This is a genomic window from Nonomuraea sp. NPDC048882 (assembly GCF_040649755.1).
Lineage (GTDB): Bacteria > Actinomycetota > Actinomycetes > Streptosporangiales > Streptosporangiaceae > Nonomuraea > Nonomuraea maheshkhaliensis.
The window spans coordinates 877,650-896,668 of sequence record NZ_JBEZGB010000003.1 but is presented as its reverse complement, the minus strand read 5'-3'; the positions used below and the strand labels follow the sequence as shown (position 1 = coordinate 896,668).

The following is a 19,019-nucleotide window of genomic DNA, read 5'->3' as shown; positions in this document are numbered from 1 at the left end:
GTCTTCTCCCTGGACGAAAGTCTTCACCTGTCCGACGAATCGGCGCCCCCGAATGTGACACCCTCCCCTCAGGCGGGGCCGTCCTGGCTCGGCCGCGCGAACAACATCGCCCCTGGAACCTCCTCGTCGAGGTGCACCAGCAGCTGGGCCTCCACGGTGAACCCGGCGTCGCGCAGCAGGTCCGCCACCTGCTCGGGGCGGCGGCGGTGCACGTACACCTTCATCGGACGGCCGCCGTACCCACTCGTCTTCAGCACCGACCCGTCACCGACGTGAAAGCCGGTCAGCAGCACTCCGCCCGGGCGCAGCACCCGGTGGAAGTGCCCGAAGACGGCGGGGAGCTCGTCGTCGGGCACGTGGATCAGCGACCAGAAGGCGAGCAGGCCGGTGAGCGAGGCGTCCGGAAGATCCAGCTCGGTCATCGAGCCGACCTCGAATCGCAGGCCGGGGTGGTCGCGCCGGGCCACGTCGATCATGCCGGGCGACAGGTCGATGCCGAACGCGTCCACGCCCAGGTCCCGCAGATGGGCGGTGACGTGGCCTGGCCCGCACCCCACGTCGGCCACAGGGCCGTCCCCTGCGGCGCGGACCAGGTCGGCGAAGAGTTCCAGCGCCGCGCGGACGTACGGCCGCTCGGCCACCGCCCCGCGCAACTGGTCGGCATAGCCGGATGCGACCGTGTCGTAGGAGGTCCGGGTGTCGCTCAGCCAGTCGTCCGCGTTCATGCGCCGAGACCCTAGCCGAGGAGGCGCGGTCGCACGGCCGATCTTCAGCCGGTGCTTCGCGGCGGCCTCACCGGCGGAGCTTCAGCCGGTGCTGAGGAACGGTCGGCGTCACCGGCGGTTCCTGAGCCAGCGCAGAGAGGCGAGGCCCAGGGCGGTCATCATGTCCACCAGGCGGCGATCGGTCCCCGGCCCCACCGAGGCGGCGGTGCGGAGGAGGAAGCCGGAGTGCGCCGCCAGCACCGCATCGATCTGGGCCGGGTCCAGGTCGCGGGTCAGCGGATGGCGTTCGGCGATGGGCTGCGGATCCAGGCCGCTGAGCGACACGCCCGCCAGCAACGTCACCACGTCGCAGTGTGCGGCGCCGACCCAGGCGTGCGGCCAGTCGACGACGAAGACGCGCCGTTCGTGCAGCAGGAGGTTGAACGGGTACAGGTCGCCGTGCAGGAGGGTCCGGCCGGTGAGGGCGGGCGCGGTGCGCTCCTCCAGCGCGGCCAGGTCGTCGAGGTGCCGGGCCGCCCACGGCGAGATCGCCGCCAGCCTTTCCCGGACGGCGCCGGCGGCGGCTCGTCCCGCAGCGGCGCGCGTGGCGGATGGTTCCGGAGCGGCGCGTCGGGCCGCCACGGCTGGGCCGGCAACCATCCGGGGATCTCCTCGAAGATCAGCGCCACCCAGTCGCCGTCGTCGTACGCGTCCAGCAGCCGAGCCGCCGGCACCGTCCGGGGAAGCGTCCGCGAGATCGCGATCTCCCTGCGATGGAAGCCCGCCACCACGGGCGCCGTACGTGAACTGGCCGCCTTGACGAAGGCGCGCCCGCCGTCCGCCAGCCGCACCCGCGCGGCCAGACCCTCCGAGAAACCGCCAGGCTGGCTGACCGCGTCGATCACCCTGCTGCCGAGCAGCCGCTCCATTCCGGCGGCGACCCGCCCGGGCACCGCCGCCCATTCGATCCTGCGGCCACCCGTGGCGTGCGGAAGCGCGCCGTGAATGGTCTCGTCTTCCGTACCGATCGGCATCGCGCCCCGCGCGTCCGGTGAATTCCGCACCTCACTCCTTCTGGTGATCGCGCGGGGCTGATGCGGGCTCGCGGCGGAATCCGTCAGGCACCGCCAACGGGGACTGGTTTCAGGTGCGTTCGGAAACCGCCGCGGCCCGCGGCTTCATGAGCCGGTCCGGTTCACCACCAGTGCCAGCCTCCGCCCCAAGGGCCGCCCCAGGGTCCGCCCCATGGGCCTCCCCAGCCGCCCCACCAGCGCCTGCGACGGCGGCAGCGACGACGACGCCAGCGACGCCGCCCGCAGCCGCCTCCTTCTGGGAAGCCGCTTGATCCAGCCATCGTAGTCCTCCCCCCGTTGCCACTTTCCAAATAGCACAATATGCCCGTAAATCACATCAAACGGGATATATCCACTTATTTCGCTCTGCTTTGACGGGGAATTCACTACGTAAAGTCCGGGTGCGTTCCTACGGCCGATGACCCCCGCCGACGACCGCCGACGACGACCGCTGGATGCGCGCCCGTGTGAGCTCGCTCACAGGGTGTCACAGCAGGACGCGGGAGCCCGTCTTAGAGGGCATGACGAACACGGAGCAGACCTCGGTGCTGATCACCGGAGGCAACAAGGGACTCGGCCTCGAAACGGCCCGGCGGCTCGGCGAGCTCGGCTGGACGATCTTCCTCGGCTCGCGCGACGCGGAGCGCGGCAGGACGGCCGCCGCCAAGCTGGCCGCGGACGGCGCGAACGTGGTCACGGTGCCGCTGGACGTGACCTCGGACGAGTCGGTGGCCGACGCCGTGCGGCGCGTCCGCGAGCACACCGACCGGCTGGACGTGCTGGTCAACAACGCCGGCGCGCCGGGCAACGTGGTCACCCCCGCCGACGCCACGGCCGAGGAGCTGCACGCCGTCTACGACACCAACGTGTACGGCCCGGTCCGGGTCACGCACGCGTTCCTCCCCCTGCTCAGGGCGGCGGCCAACCCGCGGGTGGTGATGGTGTCCAGCGGCGGCGGCTCCTTCGCGGTCGTGACGGATCCCGAGCAGCCCGTCTCGAAGATGCACGAGCTCGCCTACAGCTCGTCGAAGGCCGCGCTGAACATGATCACCGTCCGGTACGCCCAGGCCCTCCCGGAGATCAAGTTCAACCTGCTCACCCCGGGAGAGGTCGCGAACCGCAAGTTCACCGCGACCGACATGAACCACCACACCGGCCAGCTGACGGTCACCGAGGGCAGCGACCCGATCGTGGAGCTCGCGACGCTCGGCCCCGACGGGCCGAGCGGGATCTTCATCGACCGCCTCGGCCCCGTCGCCTGGTGAACGCCGCCCTCGACGCCCCGCTCGACACCCCGTTCGACACCCCGCTCGACGTCGTACGGAAGCGTCCTGGAACGCTTGACGTCGTGCGGAAACGCCCCGGAACGGGAAGGCCATGGAGATGAGCGGCGAAAGACCGGCACGGGAGCCCCTGCCCGAACCGGCGGACGAGACGGGCACGACCGCGTACCGGCCGCTGCTGTTCTCCATCGCCTACGGGATGACCGGATCGGTGGGCGACGCGGAGGACATCGTGCAGGACGCGTTCGTCGGCCTGACCCGGGCGCGCCGGGCGGGCACCGTGATCGCCGACCTGAAGGCGTACCTGACGACGGCGGTGACGCGGCTGGGCATCGATCATCTGCGGTCGGCGCGGGTGCGGCGGGAGACGTACGTGGGCGACTGGCTGCCCGAGCCGGTCGTCGTGCCCGCCGACGGCCAGGGGCCGGCCGAGCGCGCCGAGCTGGCCGACTCGCTGTCGATGGCGTTCCTCGTGCTGCTGGAGTCGCTGTCGCCGGTGGAGCGGGCGGTGTTCATGCTGCGCGAGGTGTTCGGGTACGGCTACGAGGACGTGGCCAGGATCACCGGCAAGACCGAGGTGAACTGCCGCCAGATCTTCACCCGCGCCAGGCAGCACATCTCCGCCGGGCGCAAGGTGCGCGGCGGGCCCGCGCAGCGGGCGGCGGGCGAGGAGCTGGCCCGCAGGTTCTTCGAGGCGGCCGGGGGCGGCGACATGGACGCGCTGCTCGGCCTGCTCGCGCCCGACGTGGTGCTCCACGGCGACGGGGGCGGCAAGGCGCCGTCGATCGGGAGCCCGGCGGCTGGGTCGCTGCGTACCGCGCGGATGCTGGTCGCGGGGCTGCGCCGGGCCAGACGGCTCGGCGTCCTGCCCCGCCTGGCCTGGGTCAACGGCCGGCCGGGCGCGGTGCTGTACGACGGGGAAGGACGCGTGGCGGCCGTGGTCGAGCTCGACGTGGCCGACGGCGTGGTGCAGGCGATCCACTCGGTGGCCAACCCCGACAAGCTCGGCCACATCGGGCCGGTGTCCGACGTCGGGCTGCTGGGGGACGCGTGAGAGCCCGGGACGATCAGCCGACCGCCGCCGGGCGGCGGGCGGCGGGCGGCGATCGGTGTGACCCGGGCTCGGCGGAGGCGGGATCCATGGAGGCGGGTCAGTAGGGGGCCTTGACCGAGGTGGCGATGCTCCAGGGCCCGCAGTCGGAGCTGAAGGTGCCGCGGTCGCAGCCCTGCACGATGAAGGCGGCCTTGAGCACCCCGCCATGGCCGTTGGAGGTCATGCAGACCCCGTCCTGGCAGCTGGGGTTCACCGCGTACACGCCGCTCCACGGGGTCTCCCTGGCGACCTTCACCTGGGTGGCCTTGCCGCCGTTGATGCTCCAGCGGACGTTGAAGAAGTCCCAGTCGCGGCCGAGGCCGCTCCAGCGGAAGACGGCCTTGCCGCCGGCGTAGTAGGCGCGGACCAGGGTGCCGTTGCCCAGGTTGGGCGACCAGACGATCTTGCCGTTGCGGAAGAACTGGTACGAGCCGCGCTTGCCGGCGTAGCCGTACTCCTTGGTGGTCGGGCAGCCGTAGACGCTGCGCTCGCCGCCGTTGGAGCGCCACAGGTTGCCGACGAGGCTGCCGGCGGGCGCCACGAGGGCGGGGTCACAGGCGGTGGCGCTCGCGGGAGCGGCCGTGACGGCGACGGCCGTGGCCGCCGTTCCGAGAGCGGTGAGGAGGCCGAGGATGGCACGGGAGCGCGACATCGGAGTGATCCTTTCGTAGTGGTGACGTCACTATGTGTAACGCGGACCGCTTGCATCGAGGCGACAGGAGTTTGCGCGCTGCTTGCCGTCGGCTTTCCGCCGGCCCGGCCGTGCTTGCCGTCCGCTTTCGCCGACTCGACCGTGCTTGCCGTCCGCTTTCCGCCGGCCCGCGCGTACGGGCCGACGGGTTGTCAATACCGGCCGGCGACCTGGCCGGCGGGGTTGTCAGCGCTGGCAGCGGCCGAAGTCGACCACGTACGTGCCACCGCCCGGTGAGCCCGCGCCGGCCGGGTCCGCCGACCCGGCCGCGACGCCGACCCCGAGGTCCCTCAGCGTCGGGCTGAGCACGATCTGGCGGTGCCCGTACGTGCTGATGTGCACCCACCAGCGCACGGCGGCCCGGGGTGTGCCCGCTCCGGTGCCCCAGCCGGTGTAGGTGGTCTCGGCGTAGGACCAGGAGACGGGGTTCGGGCAGTAGCCGGCGGCCGTGATGCGGCTGCCCGGCGTGGAGCCGGTCTGCGGGTTCCGATGCGAGTCGGCGCCCGGCCGCCACCACTTGATCGCGGCCGCGGCGGCGGCGTGCCCGCTCGCCGCGTTGGTGAGCGGCGTGTTGACGGACAGCGGGCCGAGCCCTACCGCGGCCCGCTCGGCGTCGATCAGGCAGTGCACCGCCTGGCGGAGCATGGCGAGGTTGGCGCTGGTCGGGGCGCTGTCGTAGTACGCCGCCGCGGCGGCGCAGTTGGGCGCCGCCGTGGCGGGCGTGCTCAGGGCCGGCAGGACGCCCAGGGCCACGACGCCGGCGGCGCCGAGCAGGCTGAGGGTGCGATTCACCGCGATCTCCTTGTCTGAGGATGAACGTCCTTCAGTGATAAGGCGGCCACCCTGCCTGCGCATGAGTAGGTACGCCCTACTCACACCTCGTACGGTGGTGCGCATGAACATCTGTGTCTTCCTTTCCGCCGCCGACCTGTCCGAGACCTACACCCGCCCCGCCCGCGAGTTCGCTGAGCTGATCGGCCAGGGCGGGCACACCCTGGTGTGGGGTGGTTCCGACGTGGGCCTGATGAAGGTGGTGGCCGACGGCGTGCACGCGGCGGGCGGGCTGCTGATGGGCGTCTCGGTCGACTTCCTGGCCGCCAAGGCGCGCAAAGGCGTGGACGACATGGTGATCGCGGCCGACCTCGGCGAGCGCAAGCGGCTGCTGCTGGAGAAGGCCGACGCCGTGGTCATCATGGTGGGCGGCACGGGCACGCTGGACGAGGCCACCGAGATCCTGGAGCTGAAGAAGCACGGGCGCACGGACAAGCCGGTCGTGCTGCTGAACACGGCGGGTTTCTACGACGGGCTGAAGGAGCAGTTCCGGCGGATGGAGGAGGAGGGCTTCCTGCCGCGTCCCCTCACCGACCTGGTCTTCTTCGCCGAGGAGCCCGTGGGGGCGATGGCCTACCTGGAGGAGTCGTTCGGACTGAGCTGATCGCCGGCGTGAGGTTTCACCGCGCTGATCGCCGGCGCGCGATCCCCGCCGAGGAGACGGCGGGGATCGGCCGGAGTGGCTGTGCCGGTCGGCGGCACGCGGGTCAGCCCGCCGTCCACGACCGGAGTTTGTCCGGGTTGAGCACGGCCCAGATGCGGATGATCCGGTCGTCCGCGACGTCGAACGCCATCACCGACACGGCGACCCCATCCTGCTCGGCCACCAGCCCCGGCCGCCCGTTGACCGTGCACTCCGAGAGCACCAGATCAGGCAGCGCGCCGGCCCGGTCGGCGAAGAAGCGGGCGACCGCCTCGGCGCCGCGGACCGGGTGCGGCACCGCGGTGACGAGCCCGCCGCCGTCGCCCGTCGCCGTGACGTCGGGGGCGAGCACGCCGATGAGGGCGGCGATGTCCTTGCTCTCCCATGCCTGTTTGAAGGCCCTGACGAGGCCGGCGTGCCGGTCGGCGGGCGGCGCGGGGGTCCGCGTGTGATCGATGCGGCGGCGGGCCGAGGTGGCCAGCTGGCGGCAGGCGGCCGGGGTGCGGCCGACGATCTCGGCCACCTCGGCGAAGGGGTAGCCGAAGACGTCGTGCAGCACGAACGCGACGCGTTCCGCCGGGGTCATCGATTCGAGCACGACGAGGAAGGCCATCGTGATCGACTCGTCCAGGGTGACCCGGTCGGCCGGGTCGGGCGGGACGGCACTGGGCCGGCCGCCGAGCAGTTCGCCGTGGTCGAGCAGCGGCTCGGGGATCCACTCCCCCACATACCGTTCGCGCCTGGCCCGGGCCGAGCCGAGCACGTCGAGGCAGATCCGGCCGGCCACCCTGGTCAGCCAGGCGCCCGGCGAGTCGATGGCCTCGCGCTGAGGCGGCGACATGGCGTACCAGCGGGCGTAGGTCTCCTGGACGACGTCCTCGGCGTCGGCCAGGGAGCCCAGCAGCCGGTAGGCGAGGCCGATCAGCTGGCGGCGCTCGCTCATGAGCGCGTTCAGGCCCGGGTCGGGCCGGCCGTCCTCCGGTGCGGGTGGGTGGGTCATGGTGTGGCCGGATTCCTTCTCTCTCATCCTCGTACGACGACGCGCCGCGCCGGAATGTGAGGCCGGCGGGTCACCTCACATCGCGCGGGGCTGTGTCGTCGTACCGGCGGAAGTCTCTGAAGGAAGGACACCTCATCATGGAACCCGTGAACGTCGCGGTCATCTACTACAGTGCCACAGGCCGCGTCCACGCCCTGGCGCGGGCGGTCGCCGAGGGGGCGGAGAAGGCCGGCGCGAACGTACGGCTGCGCAAGGTCGCGGAGTCGGCCCCGCCGGAGGCGATCGGCTCCAGCCCCGAATGGGCGGCGCACCTGCAAGAGACCGCGGACGTCGCCGAGGCCGGTCATGACGACCTGCTCTGGGCCGACGCCGTGCTGTTCGGCACGCCCACCCGTTTCGGCAATCCGGCCAGCCAGCTCAGGGCGTTCATCGAGACCACCGGGCCCCTGTGGTTCCAGGGCAAGCTCGCCGACAAGGTGTATTCGGCCTTCACCGCCGCCAACACCGCGCACGGCGGGCACGAGTCGACCATCCTGGCGCTGGGGAACACGTTCTACCACTGGGGTGGCGTCATCGTGCCGCCCGGATACACCGATGCCGTCCAGTTCGAGACGGGCAATCCGTACGGGACCTCCCACGTGGCCGGGGACGGGATGCCCAGCGAGACCACCCTCCAGGCGGCCCGCCACCAGGCCCGCCGCGTCGTCGACACGACGGCGCGGCTCAAGGCGGGCCGCGCCGCCTGATCCCGCGCCGCCCTGCCGAACGCGAGGCGCGGCGGGGCGGTGCCGTTCAGTGGAGGTCGTGCAGGGCCGGGGCGAGCCACTCGGCCTGGTCCACGCTGGTCGCGAAGTCGGTGCCGATCGCCGGCAGGAGCGCCACGTGGTCCGCGCCGGCGGCCAGGTGCTCACGTACCTTGGCCGTGATCGCCGCCGGGTCGCCGTGGGCGATCATCGTGTCCACCAGCCGGTCGCTCACGTCGGCGATCTCCTGTTCGGTGAAGCCGAGCCGGGCCACGGCGGCCGCGAACCACGCCTGGGCGAGCCCGGCCGCCACCCGCTCCCGTGCGATCTCCCTCGCCCGGACGGGGTCGTCGCCAGGCACCATGGAGAGCCCGATGACCAGCAGCCTGTCCGGGCCGAGCACCTGGCGGGCCTGCGTGGTGAACGCGGGAGGCCCGCCGGCCGGCAGCGCGCCGTCCGCGAGCTCACCGGCCAGGGCGAGCATCTTCGGGCCGTTCGCGGCGACGATCCTGGCGTACGGCGCGTCCGGGGCGGGCGGCATCGTCGGGCCGTCCATGCGGTCGAGGTAGTCGCGCATCCTGCTCAGCGGGCTGCCGAACTCCCGCCCGGTCGCGGCCGCCTGCTGCGCGTACCCGACCCCGACGCCCAGCACGAACCGGCCGGGATAGGCCTGGGCCAGCACGGAGGCGGCGCCGTGCAGGGTCTCGGGCTCCCTGGCCCAGATGTTGGCGATGCCGGTGCCGAACACCGTCCGCCGGGTGGCGGCCAGCAGCACGGCCATCTGCACGAGGGCGTCTTTGCCGCCGACGACCTCGTTGGTCCAGACGGTGCGGTAGCCGGCGCTTTCCAGCCGGACGACGGCCTCGCGCTGCTTGTCGATGTCGATCGGGTCGGTGAGCGTGGCCGGCAGCGCGATGCCGACCGGCCCCAGGGCTCGGCGGGCCGCGTCGACGACGGTGCTGCTCCCCATGAAGATCCTCCGAATTACTCAGACGAACGTGGCGGCCGGCGCACCCCCTACGGCGCACCCTGAGGGGCCACCCGTCGGTGCCCGGCCGGCGTTCCCAGCTTGCGACCGGGCGACGTCCCGAGTCCAATGAGCGTTCCGCAAGAGGCATCCCGATCCGTGCATCACCGCAGCCAGCGGGGGCGGCAGGCAGAGCTACGCTGATCTCATGCCCGACTCACCGCGCCCTCCGGAGGACCTCGATCTGCGGCTGGTGCGCGCGTTCACCGTCGTCGCCGGGCACCGGCACTTCGGCCGGGCCGCCGCGGACCTGCACCTCACCCAGTCCTCGCTGAGCCGGCAGATCGGCCGCCTCGAACAGCAGGTGGGGGCCCGGCTGCTCGACCGCACCCCGCAGGGCACCCGGCTCACCGAGGCCGGAGAGGTGTTCCTGCCGCTCGCGACGTCCCTGCTGCGTACCGCCACCCAGGCCACGGCGTCCGCCAGGGCCGCCGCGCGGCCCACGCGGATCGTCGTCGGCTACATCTGCAACCTCACGCTCGCCCCGGCGGTGCGCGACCTGCGCCGCCGGCATCCCGACGCCGAGGTGCGCATCCTGCACCTGGGCTGGAGAGAGCCCCGCGCCGCGCTGCTCGACCACCGGGTCGACGCGGTGCTCGCCCGCCTGCCGTTCCCCACCGACGGGCTGCACGTCACGGTGCTCTACGACGAGCCCAGGGCGCTGCTCGTACGCGCGGATCACCGCCTGGCGGGCAAGGAGGCGGTCACCCTCGACGACATCGCCGGCGAACCCATCCCCCGCGTGCCCGACCCCGACCCCGACTGGAACGCCTTCTGGCGCGCCGACCCCCGGCCGGACGGGAGCGCGGCGCCCGACGGCCCGCTCATCGAGGAGTCCGAGGACAAGCTGGAACTCGTGGCCGGTGGGCAGGCCGTGCTCATCGTCCCGGTCGGCGCAGCCGTGAGGGGTCTGCGTTCCGACCTCACCACGGTGCCGCTGGAGGGGGTGGCGCCCAGCCAGGTCGTGCTGGCCACCCGCGCCGGCGACCGCAGCCGCCTCGTGGCCGCCTTCCGCAGAAGCGCCGAGGCCCACCTCACCGGCCCGGCCACCACGCCGCCGGACCTGTGAGTGTGCCGTTCAGAGCTTGCAGCGGGCCCCTGCGGCCGGGGTTTCGAGGTCGATGAGGTACGCGCTCACGACCTTGTTCACGCAGGCGTTGCCCGTTAGGAGAGCGCCGTGCTGCTCGCCCTCAACGGTGAGCAGGCCGCCGCCCAGCGCCTTGGCCAGGTTGACGCCGCCCTGGTGGGGCGTCACGGGGTCGCCCGTGACGGAGACCGTCAGCGTGGCGGGCAGGCCCTTGATGTTCGTGGCGTAGGGGTAGCCGAGCGTCGGCTTGACGGGCCAGTGCTCGCAGCCGTCGCGTGCCTGCCTGATCGTACGGCCGTGGTCGGTGAACGGGGCCGCCTTGAACCACGCCCGGTTCATCGCGGTCTCCCGCGCCGGCGTGTGGCGCTCCTCGTCCAGGCAGTTGATCGCCAGCGTGGCCTCCAGCGAGCCGCTGTAGCGCCCGTCGGCGCCACGCTCGTGGTAGCCGTCGCGCAGCTTCTGCAGGGTGTCGCCCTTGCCGGCCTTGAGCTCCGCGATGCCGGCGATCGCGGCGGGCCAGGCCGCCGGGCCGTACAGCGCGGCCGTCATCCCCTCCATCGCCTGCTCGAACGTCAGTCCGCGCCCGTCGGAGGTCCGCGCCCGCTTGCCGATCAGCGGCCGGACGAGCCGCTGGAAGACCTGGGTGGCACGCTTCGGGTCGGTGCCGAGCGGGCAGTCCGGCCGCGTGGCGCACGACGCGGCCATGCGCTCGAACGAACGCTGCAGGCCGGTGGCCTGCTGGACGCGCCGCTCGTACGTGCCCGCCATCGGGTCCATCGCCCCGTCGAGCACCAGCGCGCGGACGTTGCGCGGGAACATCTCCGCGTACACGGCGCCGAGCCGGGTGCCGTAGCTGGTGCCCGCGTAGGAGAGCTTCGCATCGCCCAGGGCCTGACGCAGCACGTCCATGTCCCGTGCGACGTCGCGGGTGCCGACGTGCGCGAGCACCTGCCTGCCACCGGAACGCGCGGCGCACCGCTCGACCAGCCGGCGCGTCTCCCGCTCGGTCCAGTCGTCCAGACCGGCCGGGGTCGAGGAGAGCTTCGCGTCGTGGTCGCGCTGGGCGTCGGTGTAGCAGTCGAGCGCCGGCTTGGAGCCACCGACGCCGCGCGGGTCGAACCCGACCAGGTCGAAACGCTCGGTGATCGGCGATTTGGCCCACACGGCGGTGGTCAGGGCCGCGTGGGTGGTGCCGGGGAAGCCGGGACCGCCGGGGTTCAGCACGAGCGACCCGATCCGATTCTTGCCACGCGCGGGCACCCGCAGCAACGCTATCTCCGCCTGCCTGCCGTTCGGCTTCCGGTAGTCGAGCGGCACCTTGAGCCGCGCGCACTCGGTTCTCACGATGGGGGCGCCGGGCGGCAGTTTGGGGGGATCGCACGGCTTGAACACGGGCTTCTGCTGGTAGAACCGCTTCAGGCTGGTGCTCGCGGATACGTCCCGCCGACCGGCCTGAACGACTTGGCCAGCCTCAGCAACTCGGCCGGCCTCAGCGCCTTGGCCAGCCTGGGCAGCGGCGGCCGGGACGGCGAGCCCGCCACCCGCCACGGCCCGCTGACCGATCTGCGTGATCTGGCCGGCCGCTGGGATGGCCTGCCCCTGAGCCGGGGCGGCGTAGCTGCCAGAGAGCAGCGTCAGCGCTGCGGCGCCCAAAGCGACGGCCGGTTTCCTGCGATATGACATGTGTGTTCTCCCGTTGCCGAAGGATGATGGCCGACGAAACGCGTCCTGACATGTCCGGCTGGCGCGCGACTGTCCCAGGCTGGCTCGTGACCGTTCCAGGCAGGTCGGCCACGGACACCCGGCCGGCTCGCACTCGCGACAGAACGGCGAGGTCAGAAGGTCCCCGAACCGCACGCCCCGCATCGAACGCGGCGTCGAGCTCGGGGATCGAACCCCGCGCCGGACTCGGTGTCGGCTTGGGTACAGCCAAAACCATGACGTCGCGTCCAAGTCAACGCGCGTCAAGCGGCAGGCGACACGAGCTGCGCGGCGCAGGAACGAACCGACGGCCAGCGAGAGGCGGGCGAGCCGGCGAGCGGCTGGGAGCGGGCAGCGGGCGGGCCAGTGCCAGTGCACGCCAGCGGTCGGCCGGACCACGACGAACGACCGGCACGCCGTGGCGGCGGGTCGGCTCGTCGCGGGGGGATCAGTGGAAGCGGTCCGGTCGGCAGCCGGCGAGTTCGGGGGCCGGTACCCCGGTGAGGATCTCGGAGGCGGCCAGGCGGCCGGCTGCGGCGGCCAGGGTGATCGCCGAGTGCATGACGGCGACGTACAGACCATGAGTGCCGGTGGGACGGCCGATGATCGGCTCCTCGTCGGCGGGCATCGGGCGCCAGCCGATCTCGGCGGAGAGGACCTTCGTGTCATCGGCTCCGGCGAAGGAGGCGGCGAACCGGTCGCGGACCCGCCGGGCGGTCGCGAGGAGCGCGGCCTGGTCCTTCTCGCCGCTGTACGCCTCGGGCGCCAGCACCGTACCGTCGTCGAGCTGCCGGACCTCCAGCGACGACGTCGCGACGATCGTCCGGACCAGGCCCGGCGCCGCGCTCAGCCGGACGAGGATGGCGGGCGACGGCGCGACGGGCAGGGCGACCCCGATCCCGGCGCACAGGGCGACCGTGCCGGTGCCGGCTGCCAGGACGACGGTTTCGGCGGGCAGGAACCCGGCAGTCGTATGGACGCCGCTCACCGTGGTCGCGTTCTGGTCAGAGGCGGTCGTACCCGCACCGCTCACTGTGCTCGGGCGGTGGTCGAGGGCGGTCGCCAGTACCCCCGTCAGCACCCGCGCGCCCCGGTCACGGGCGGCGGTGACTAGGAGTTCCGTTGTCGCGACCGGGTCGAAGGCGGCGTCCTCCGAGCGATGGACGGCCACGGCCGGAGGGTCGAGCAGGTGTGGTTCCAGCGCTCGGACGTCGTCGATGCGTGGTCCCGTCGCGTCGAAACCGTCCCAGGTGATGGCGCCCGACCAGCGGATCGACAGCTCGCCGAGTTCCTTCTCCAGCCGCCGGTACTCCTCCAGCGCGAGGTAACGCAGCGGCGCCGAGGGCAGGTCGCTGACGGCCGGTCGGCCGATCCAGGCGAAGGACGCGTGGGTGGCGCCCGATGCGGGCAGGCCGGCGTCGATCAGCGTGACGGGCCGGCCGCGCCCGGACAGGTGGTACGCCAGGGACGCCCCGACGATGCCGGCTCCGACCACTACGATTCCGCGATCCGTCATCACAGCGTTCTAGCAGGCGCCGACGTACCGCGAAACCGGATTTTTCGCCATGAGAGGTGATATGTCGGGCCAGGCTGACGACTCGACCAGGCCCGAGCGCGCCACTCCTGCCGGCGGCCGTTGCGCTACTCGTACCGGCGGCTGATGTAGCCGTCGGGCCGGACCAGCAGCGTCCCGTACGGCCACCCGTCCACCACGTGCACCGGGACGTCGGCCGGAACGCCGGGATCGGCTGTGACGACGCACCACCGCGACCCGACGAGGTCCAGCGTGGACACCCCGTCGGCCACCCACATGTGCGGCAGCCGCGATCCCGGCGACCCGTCGAAGCCGAGCGCGACGTCCTCGGTGGAGGGGAGCTCCGCGCCGCCGTACCGGTACCCCATGTGCACCACCGGCGCGTTCATCGCCCCCACCGCCTGGCGCGCCCGCGCCATGTCCTTGCCCCAGTGCAGGGACGGGTCCTCGAACCGCAGGCGCGCCTGCTCCATCGTCATCAAGGCCACCGGATGGCGCTCTTCGTGGTAGGTCTCCAGCAGTTCGGGCCCGGCCTCGCCGCGCAGCACGTGCGCGAGCTTCCAGGCCAGGTTGTGCGCGTCGGCGACGCCGGTGTTCAGCCCGAACGCGCCCAGCGGCGGGATGGCGTGCGCCGCGTCGCCCACCAGGAAGACCCGCCCGTCGGAGAGCCGGTCGGCCACCTGGCCGCGCCCCCTGAACGTCAGCACGCTGCGGATCTCCACCTCGATCGACGGGTCGCCGAGCGCCGTGCGGATGAGCTCGGGGGTCGGCTCGGTGCCGAGAGTGGTGAGGAAGACCCACTCGCGCTCGCCGTCGACCGTCACCAGCAGGCCGCGCGCGTCAGGATGCTCGATGTCGCACATCGCGAACGGCTGCTCCGGCCGCAGCTCGGCACCGAACAGCACGCTCGTCGTCTCCCTGCCCATCGCGCCGGGGCCGGCGACGCCGAGGCCGAGGATCCGCCGGACCCGGCTGCGCACGCCGTCGGCCCCCACGAGATAGCGCGCCCGCACCACCCGCCCGTCGGACAGGGTGGCCGTGACGCCGTCGGAGTCCTGCTCGAACGAGTCGAGCGCCACGCCGAACTCCACGTCGCCCGCTTTGGTGATCAGTACGCGGTCGAACCGGTTCTGCGCGCAGGTGCCGCGGATCCTGGCCGGCGTGTACGTGAACTCGCTCTCGCCCCTCGCCTTCCACGCCACGCCGTCGGTGAAGTCGGCCTCGGCCAGCGTACGCCCCTTGATCTTGCCCGCCCGCAGGTCGATCGCGGCCTCGTCGACCGCTTCCGCCAGGCCGACCTCGCGCAGGATCTCCACCGTTCGCAGCCCGATGCCGTTGGCCCTGGGATGGGGTGACAGCTCCGGTTTCTCCTCGACGACCAGGGGTTTGACGCCGTGGTGGCGCAGCAGCACCGCGAGCATCAGGCCGACGGATCCGCCGCCGGCGATCAGAACATCAGTGGATACAGTGTGCCCGTTCATGGGAACACTGTAGCCATTCCGGTAGAGTCGTGTCCATGCCGCTTGTCTGGGAGCGTGAGCCGTACCGGCCGAAGAGGCAGGCCCTGAGCGTGGAGCGCATCGTCGGCGTGTCCGTCGCCATCGCCGACGCCGAAGGGCTCGACGCGGTGTCGATGCGCCGCGTCGCCGCCGAGCTTTCGACGGGCACGACGTCGCTCTACCGCTACGTGGACAGCCGCGACGACCTGCTCGACCTCATGGCCGACACGGTGCAGGACGACCAGGTGCCGCTGACCGGCGACTGGCGCGCCGACCTGGAGGCGTACGCCCACCACGAGCGCGAGCTGTGGCTGCGGCACCCCTGGCTCGCCCCGCTGCTGGCGACCCGGCCCTCGCTCGGCCCCAACTGGCTGCGCGGCCTGGAGCGCGCCCTCACCGCGGCCGCCCCGCTGACCTCCGACGTCGCCGCGGCGGGCTCGGTCGTCGGGCTGATCAGGGATTACGTACGGGGGGCGGTCATGCGCGAGCTCGCCGAGAAGGAGACCCAGCGGCGCACCGGCCAGACCGAGGACGAGTGGCGCGCCGACGTGGCCCCCTACATGCGCAAGATCATCGAAAGCGGCGACTATCCCCGGGTCACGAGCCTCACCGCGGCAGCCGACCTGAGCCCGGCCGAACAGTTCGCCTCCGGCCTGCAGCGCATCCTCACCGGCATCGCGGCCTCCCAGCAGACGGCTCCCTGAGCCGGCGCGCCCTGTTTCGTAGGGATCAGGCGGGCTCGGGCGGGTGGTCGCCGTGCGCCCGCGCGTTCCCCCTCGCCAGCCGGTCCATCACCCGCTCCACGAACAGCCGGTTCACGCGGTGCTGCTGCTCGTTGAGGTGGCGTTCGCCGTAGGCGGCGAGCATCGAGGAGACGTCGGCGCCGAACTCGACGTCCGGCCAGTTCTCCAGCAGGGGCAGGTACCGCGTCACCATGTCGTCGGCGAGCCGCTCGACGCTCTCCCACGGCGTGTCCGGGCCGAGTTCGCCGAAGCGCCGGACCAGGTCCGCTGTGGCCGGGGTGAAGAGGGCCTGCTCGGCCATGGCGCCGGCGAGGGCAGCGGTCCCGTTCTCGCCGATCAGGTGGGAGATCAGCAGGAGCTGCTCGTACTCGTGACGGGCCGTGTCCGGGGCGACGGCCTTGATGGCCTGGCCGTAGTCGGCCATCTCCGGCGGCAGGTCGGGCATCGCGCCGTCGCGGCGGAGCCGGGCGATGGCCGCCCGCCGGCTGGTCAGCCGCTCGATCTCGGCGACCGCCTGCCGGTCCAGCTCGTCGAGCACCTCCTCGGTGACCTGGGGATCGTCGAGCACGTCCGGGAGCTCGGCGAGCGGCAGGCCCAGCTCGGTCAGGCGGCCGATCCGCAGCAGCCGGACCAGGTGGCGCACGTCGTAGTCGCGGTAGCCGTTGACCGAGCGCTCGGGCTCTTCGAGCAGCCCGATCTGCAGGTAGTGCCGCACGGTACGGATCGTGACGCCGGCCAGCGCGGCCAGTTCACTGCTGCGCACCGGTCTCCTCCTTCGTCGTCGGCGCCCGTCCGCCAGCGTGGCCCGTCACCGCCTTGCCCTCGGCGATGTCATGGCGTGCAGGCTACCCGGGTCAGGTGCGGGCCTCGTAGGCCTCCCGGCTGGCCTCGATGTGCGCGACGTTCTCGATGGCCCAGCCGGCCAGCGCCAGCGCAGGCGGGATGAGACTCTTGCCGGTCGGCGTCAGGGCGTACTCCACCCGCGGCGGCACCTCGGCATGCACCGTCCGCGAGACCAGGCCGTCGCGTTCGAGGTTGCGCAGGGTCAGCGTCAACATGCGCTGGGAAATGCCGGGAACCTGCTCGTGCAGGTCGGTGAAACGCAGGCAGCCCTGGTCGAGGGTCGCCACGATCAGCAGCGTCCACTTGTTGCAGATCCGGTCGAGTACGGCGCGGAGCGTCCGGCCCCCGTCTCCCCGGATCATGCAGGTGTGCTCGTACTCCGACACGACAGCCCCTTGTGGGTAACGCACACGCGTGTGCCTTTTGTAGGGCTTTCGATAGTGACGCATCATGAGGCTGCCCCACCAGTGGTAACCATCGTGGCCGAGGCCACATCAACAACCCCCGAGGTGTGCCTTTCATGGAGATTTCCTATTGGGTCGTCGCCGCGCTCCTGGCCCTCATGTACCTCTACTCCGGAGGCAAGAAGGTCGCCCAGGACAAGGAGCGGCTGCGGCCGATGATGGGCTGGGTCGACGCCGTCCCGATGCCGTTCGTCCGCGTGATCGGGACCCTGGAACTGCTCGGCGCGGCCGGGCTCGTCCTGCCGCCGCTGACCGGGATCGCGCCGTGGCTCGCCCTCGCCGCGGCCGTCGGCCTCACGCTGCTCCAGGTCGGCGGCATCACGCTGCACCTGAGCCGGGGCGAGGCGCGGCTGATCGGGCTCAACGTCGTCCTCCTGGCCGCCGCGGCGGTGGCCGCCTGGCTCGCCACCGTCTGGCTCTGACGGTCTGGCTCTGACGGGCTCGTTCAGTCCTGCGGCTTGCGCCACACGATGCTGTAGCGCCACATGAGGTGCGGCGGTACGCGGAGCCGGGCAGGAGCTCGGCGGCCAGCGCCCGCATCTCCGGGTACGTCACCGGCGGCGGCCACACCGTGGGCGACGGATGCTCCCAGTGGTTCTTCGTCGCCCGGTGCAGAACATTGGCGGCGACGGCGGCCAGCTCGCGCGGCAGGTCCCTGGGCATGGTGCTGCGGGCCAGCCCGACGACGGCCAGCACGCCGCCGGGGGCGAGCAGGTCCCGCATGCGGGTCAGCCCGGCGGCGGCGTCCATGTGGTGCAGGGTCGCCACCGAGGTGACGACGTCGAACGAGGCGGGCTCGAAGGGATGGGTGAGGAAGTCGCCCTCGATGTAGACGATGTCGCCCGCGTCGCCCGCGTCGCCCGCATCGTCGGCGTCGCCCGCGACAGGCGCGTCGTTCGCGGCGGCCGCGTCAGGCACGCCGGCCGCGGCGGCCGCGTGGTCGCGAGCCTGGGCGATGCCGGCCGGGTCGCGGTCGACGCCGGTGACGTGCGGCACGACCCGCCGTAACTCACGGGCCAGTGTGCCCTCGCCGCAGCCCACGTCAAGGGCGCTCTTCGCACCGTCGGGGATCGCGCTCAGGATGCGCGGGTGGTAGTGGACGTTGTGGTTCCACCGCTTGCCGTTCTGCGCCGTCATGCGATCATCCTGTCGGTCGGAGAGATGGGGCGGTCAACCGAGGACGAACGGCAACCTCCCGGCCAGTTCGCCCAGCTCGGCCCGCTCCGCGCCGGTCGGATCGCGCCGCCCGGTGCCGACCAGCAGCGCGTCCTGGTCGGAGAACGACGCGGGGAACGGCGTCCCGGCGATCTTCTCCAGCATCTCGCGGGAACGGGCCGCGCCTTCCGCGGGCGGTCCCGGGATGTGCGGGAGGTGCGCGACGAGGTCGAGGTGGTGCAGCGTCCACTCCAGCACGTACGCGCCGAGGTAGTCGCCCGCCGTCAGAACCTCGTCACGGGTGCCGACCCGCAGCGCCGGATCGGCGAGACGGGCGGCCCGGCCGGCGGCGGACCCGACGTCGTCAAGATGGAACGTGAGCAGCCGAGGCTCCTCGTACGCCGCCGCCAGCCGGACGGTGAGCGCGTCCAGCGGATCCTCACCACTCGGCGGCGTATCCGAAACCTCCCAGTACGTCACCGCATCGCGGGTCGGCTCCGTGTCCGCGGGGGTCGCCAGCGTGATGAGAAGGTCCTGCGCGTCGATGACCAGGTGACACACCAGATCCCGGACAAGCCATCCCCGGCACCCTGACGGCCGCGCGAAGTCCTCCCCACGAAGCTCGGCGACCGCCGCGAGCAACGCATCCCATGAGCGTGAGAAGAGATCCACTCCGGCAACGTAATGCGATCCCACGACAAGAACCAAACCAGCTCCGCCGGCGCCACCCCGACAAACCCCATTGACCAGCGGCATCCCCGCGAGACATGCCGGCCCCGGCCCGTCGATCAACGGCATCGCAGCAAGACGCTCCAGACGCCGCCGGGTAATTGACAGCATCCGTGCACAACGCCCCGGCCACACGGCCCGGCGACCAGCGGCGTCGCAGCGAGACGTCCCAGCCA

The 19,019-nt window shown here is 72.3% G+C and carries 20 protein-coding genes; 7 read left to right on the top strand and 13 right to left on the bottom strand.

The features are described 5' to 3' along the window. Positions 1 to 68 precede the first annotated feature (68 nt). Positions 69 to 725, bottom strand: a complete 657-nt coding sequence (locus AB0C27_RS14060) for a class I SAM-dependent methyltransferase (RefSeq protein WP_357842846.1) — start codon at positions 723 to 725, stop codon at positions 69 to 71. 108 nt (positions 726 to 833) lie between these two features. Beyond that, complete coding sequence (locus tag AB0C27_RS14055) at positions 834 to 1,364, bottom strand: phosphotransferase (protein ID WP_357842843.1); 531 nt, start codon at positions 1,362 to 1,364, stop codon at positions 834 to 836. 934 nt (positions 1,365 to 2,298) lie between these two features. Between AB0C27_RS14055 and AB0C27_RS14050 the strand changes: the two genes are divergently transcribed. Next, positions 2,299 to 3,042, top strand: coding sequence for an SDR family NAD(P)-dependent oxidoreductase (locus AB0C27_RS14050; protein WP_357842840.1), 744 nt, complete (start codon positions 2,299 to 2,301; stop codon positions 3,040 to 3,042). Positions 3,043 to 3,160: 118 nt separating this feature from the next. Continuing rightward, entirely contained in the window at positions 3,161 to 4,114 is a 954-nt protein-coding gene (gene sigJ / locus AB0C27_RS14045) for an RNA polymerase sigma factor SigJ (RefSeq protein WP_357842837.1), read from the top strand. Positions 4,115 to 4,211: 97 nt separating this feature from the next. Here the strand turns inward: sigJ (AB0C27_RS14045) and AB0C27_RS14040 are convergent, their stop codons facing one another. Continuing rightward, entirely contained in the window at positions 4,212 to 4,805 is a 594-nt protein-coding gene (locus AB0C27_RS14040) for a hypothetical protein (RefSeq protein ID WP_357842834.1), read from the bottom strand. 225 nt (positions 4,806 to 5,030) lie between these two features. Further along, a complete protein-coding gene (locus AB0C27_RS14035) occupies positions 5,031 to 5,636 on the bottom strand; it encodes a CAP domain-containing protein (RefSeq protein ID WP_357842831.1) in 606 nt (201 codons plus the stop codon). A 103-nt stretch (positions 5,637 to 5,739) separates the two neighbouring features. On the opposite strand from AB0C27_RS14035, the gene AB0C27_RS14030 reads away from it, so the two are divergent. Further along, positions 5,740 to 6,279 carry a TIGR00730 family Rossman fold protein gene (locus AB0C27_RS14030; RefSeq protein WP_357842828.1) on the top strand — a complete coding sequence of 180 codons (540 nt, stop codon included), beginning with the start codon at positions 5,740 to 5,742 and terminating at the stop codon, positions 6,277 to 6,279. A 103-nt stretch (positions 6,280 to 6,382) separates the two neighbouring features. Here the strand turns inward: AB0C27_RS14030 and sigJ (AB0C27_RS14025) are convergent, their stop codons facing one another. After that, positions 6,383 to 7,345: an RNA polymerase sigma factor SigJ gene (gene sigJ / locus AB0C27_RS14025; protein ID WP_357842825.1), complete on the bottom strand. Its 963-nt coding sequence runs from the start codon at positions 7,343 to 7,345 to the stop codon at positions 6,383 to 6,385. A 110-nt stretch (positions 7,346 to 7,455) separates the two neighbouring features. On the opposite strand from sigJ (AB0C27_RS14025), the gene wrbA reads away from it, so the two are divergent. After that, positions 7,456 to 8,064 (top strand): NAD(P)H:quinone oxidoreductase, encoded by a 609-nt coding sequence (gene wrbA, locus AB0C27_RS14020; protein WP_357842821.1) that lies wholly within the window; start codon positions 7,456 to 7,458, stop codon positions 8,062 to 8,064. Positions 8,065 to 8,110: 46 nt separating this feature from the next. Here wrbA and AB0C27_RS14015 read toward each other — a convergent pair whose 3' ends face one another. Then, the gene (locus tag AB0C27_RS14015; protein ID WP_357842818.1) at positions 8,111 to 9,031 is read right to left on the bottom strand and encodes a TIGR03620 family F420-dependent LLM class oxidoreductase; all 921 of its coding nucleotides are present in this window, start codon (positions 9,029 to 9,031) and stop codon (positions 8,111 to 8,113) included. A 205-nt stretch (positions 9,032 to 9,236) separates the two neighbouring features. On the opposite strand from AB0C27_RS14015, the gene AB0C27_RS14010 reads away from it, so the two are divergent. After that, entirely contained in the window at positions 9,237 to 10,157 is a 921-nt protein-coding gene (locus AB0C27_RS14010; RefSeq protein ID WP_357842815.1) for a LysR family transcriptional regulator, read from the top strand. A 9-nt stretch (positions 10,158 to 10,166) separates the two neighbouring features. On the opposite strand, the gene AB0C27_RS14005 is transcribed toward AB0C27_RS14010, so the two are convergent. The 3 genes from AB0C27_RS14005 to AB0C27_RS13995 all read right to left on the bottom strand — a co-directional run bounded on the left by AB0C27_RS14005 (position 10,167) and on the right by AB0C27_RS13995 (position 14,891). Next, on the bottom strand, positions 10,167 to 11,567 hold the full coding sequence (locus AB0C27_RS14005) for an alpha/beta hydrolase (protein WP_357842812.1): 1,401 nt from the start codon (positions 11,565 to 11,567) through the stop codon (positions 10,167 to 10,169). A 757-nt stretch (positions 11,568 to 12,324) separates the two neighbouring features. Further along, entirely contained in the window at positions 12,325 to 13,392 is a 1,068-nt protein-coding gene (locus AB0C27_RS14000; RefSeq protein ID WP_357842809.1) for an FAD-dependent oxidoreductase, read from the bottom strand. 125 nt (positions 13,393 to 13,517) lie between these two features. Next, positions 13,518 to 14,891: an FAD-dependent monooxygenase gene (locus AB0C27_RS13995; protein ID WP_357842806.1), complete on the bottom strand. Its 1,374-nt coding sequence runs from the start codon at positions 14,889 to 14,891 to the stop codon at positions 13,518 to 13,520. Between the two features lie 35 nt (positions 14,892 to 14,926). On the opposite strand from AB0C27_RS13995, the gene AB0C27_RS13990 reads away from it, so the two are divergent. After that, positions 14,927 to 15,613: a TetR/AcrR family transcriptional regulator C-terminal domain-containing protein gene (locus AB0C27_RS13990; RefSeq protein ID WP_357842803.1), complete on the top strand. Its 687-nt coding sequence runs from the start codon at positions 14,927 to 14,929 to the stop codon at positions 15,611 to 15,613. 25 nt (positions 15,614 to 15,638) lie between these two features. On the opposite strand, the gene AB0C27_RS13985 is transcribed toward AB0C27_RS13990, so the two are convergent. Continuing rightward, the gene (locus tag AB0C27_RS13985; RefSeq protein ID WP_357842800.1) at positions 15,639 to 16,415 is read right to left on the bottom strand and encodes a MerR family transcriptional regulator; all 777 of its coding nucleotides are present in this window, start codon (positions 16,413 to 16,415) and stop codon (positions 15,639 to 15,641) included. Between the two features lie 91 nt (positions 16,416 to 16,506). Then, the gene (locus AB0C27_RS13980) at positions 16,507 to 16,881 is read right to left on the bottom strand and encodes a helix-turn-helix domain-containing protein (protein ID WP_357842797.1); all 375 of its coding nucleotides are present in this window, start codon (positions 16,879 to 16,881) and stop codon (positions 16,507 to 16,509) included. A gap of 134 nt (positions 16,882 to 17,015) precedes the next feature. Between AB0C27_RS13980 and AB0C27_RS13975 the strand changes: the two genes are divergently transcribed. Continuing rightward, positions 17,016 to 17,381, top strand: a complete 366-nt coding sequence (locus AB0C27_RS13975) for a DoxX family protein (RefSeq protein WP_357842794.1) — start codon at positions 17,016 to 17,018, stop codon at positions 17,379 to 17,381. Here AB0C27_RS13975 and AB0C27_RS13970 read toward each other — a convergent pair. Together AB0C27_RS13970 and AB0C27_RS13965 are read right to left on the bottom strand one after the other, a co-directional pair. Continuing rightward, positions 17,320 to 18,096, bottom strand: a complete 777-nt coding sequence (locus tag AB0C27_RS13970; protein WP_357842791.1) for a class I SAM-dependent methyltransferase — start codon at positions 18,094 to 18,096, stop codon at positions 17,320 to 17,322. The two genes, AB0C27_RS13975 and AB0C27_RS13970, sit on opposite strands and share 62 nt — an antisense overlap. 33 nt (positions 18,097 to 18,129) lie before the next feature. After that, complete coding sequence (locus AB0C27_RS13965) at positions 18,130 to 18,786, bottom strand: maleylpyruvate isomerase N-terminal domain-containing protein (protein WP_357842788.1); 657 nt, start codon at positions 18,784 to 18,786, stop codon at positions 18,130 to 18,132. Positions 18,787 to 19,019: the final 233 nt, after the last annotated feature.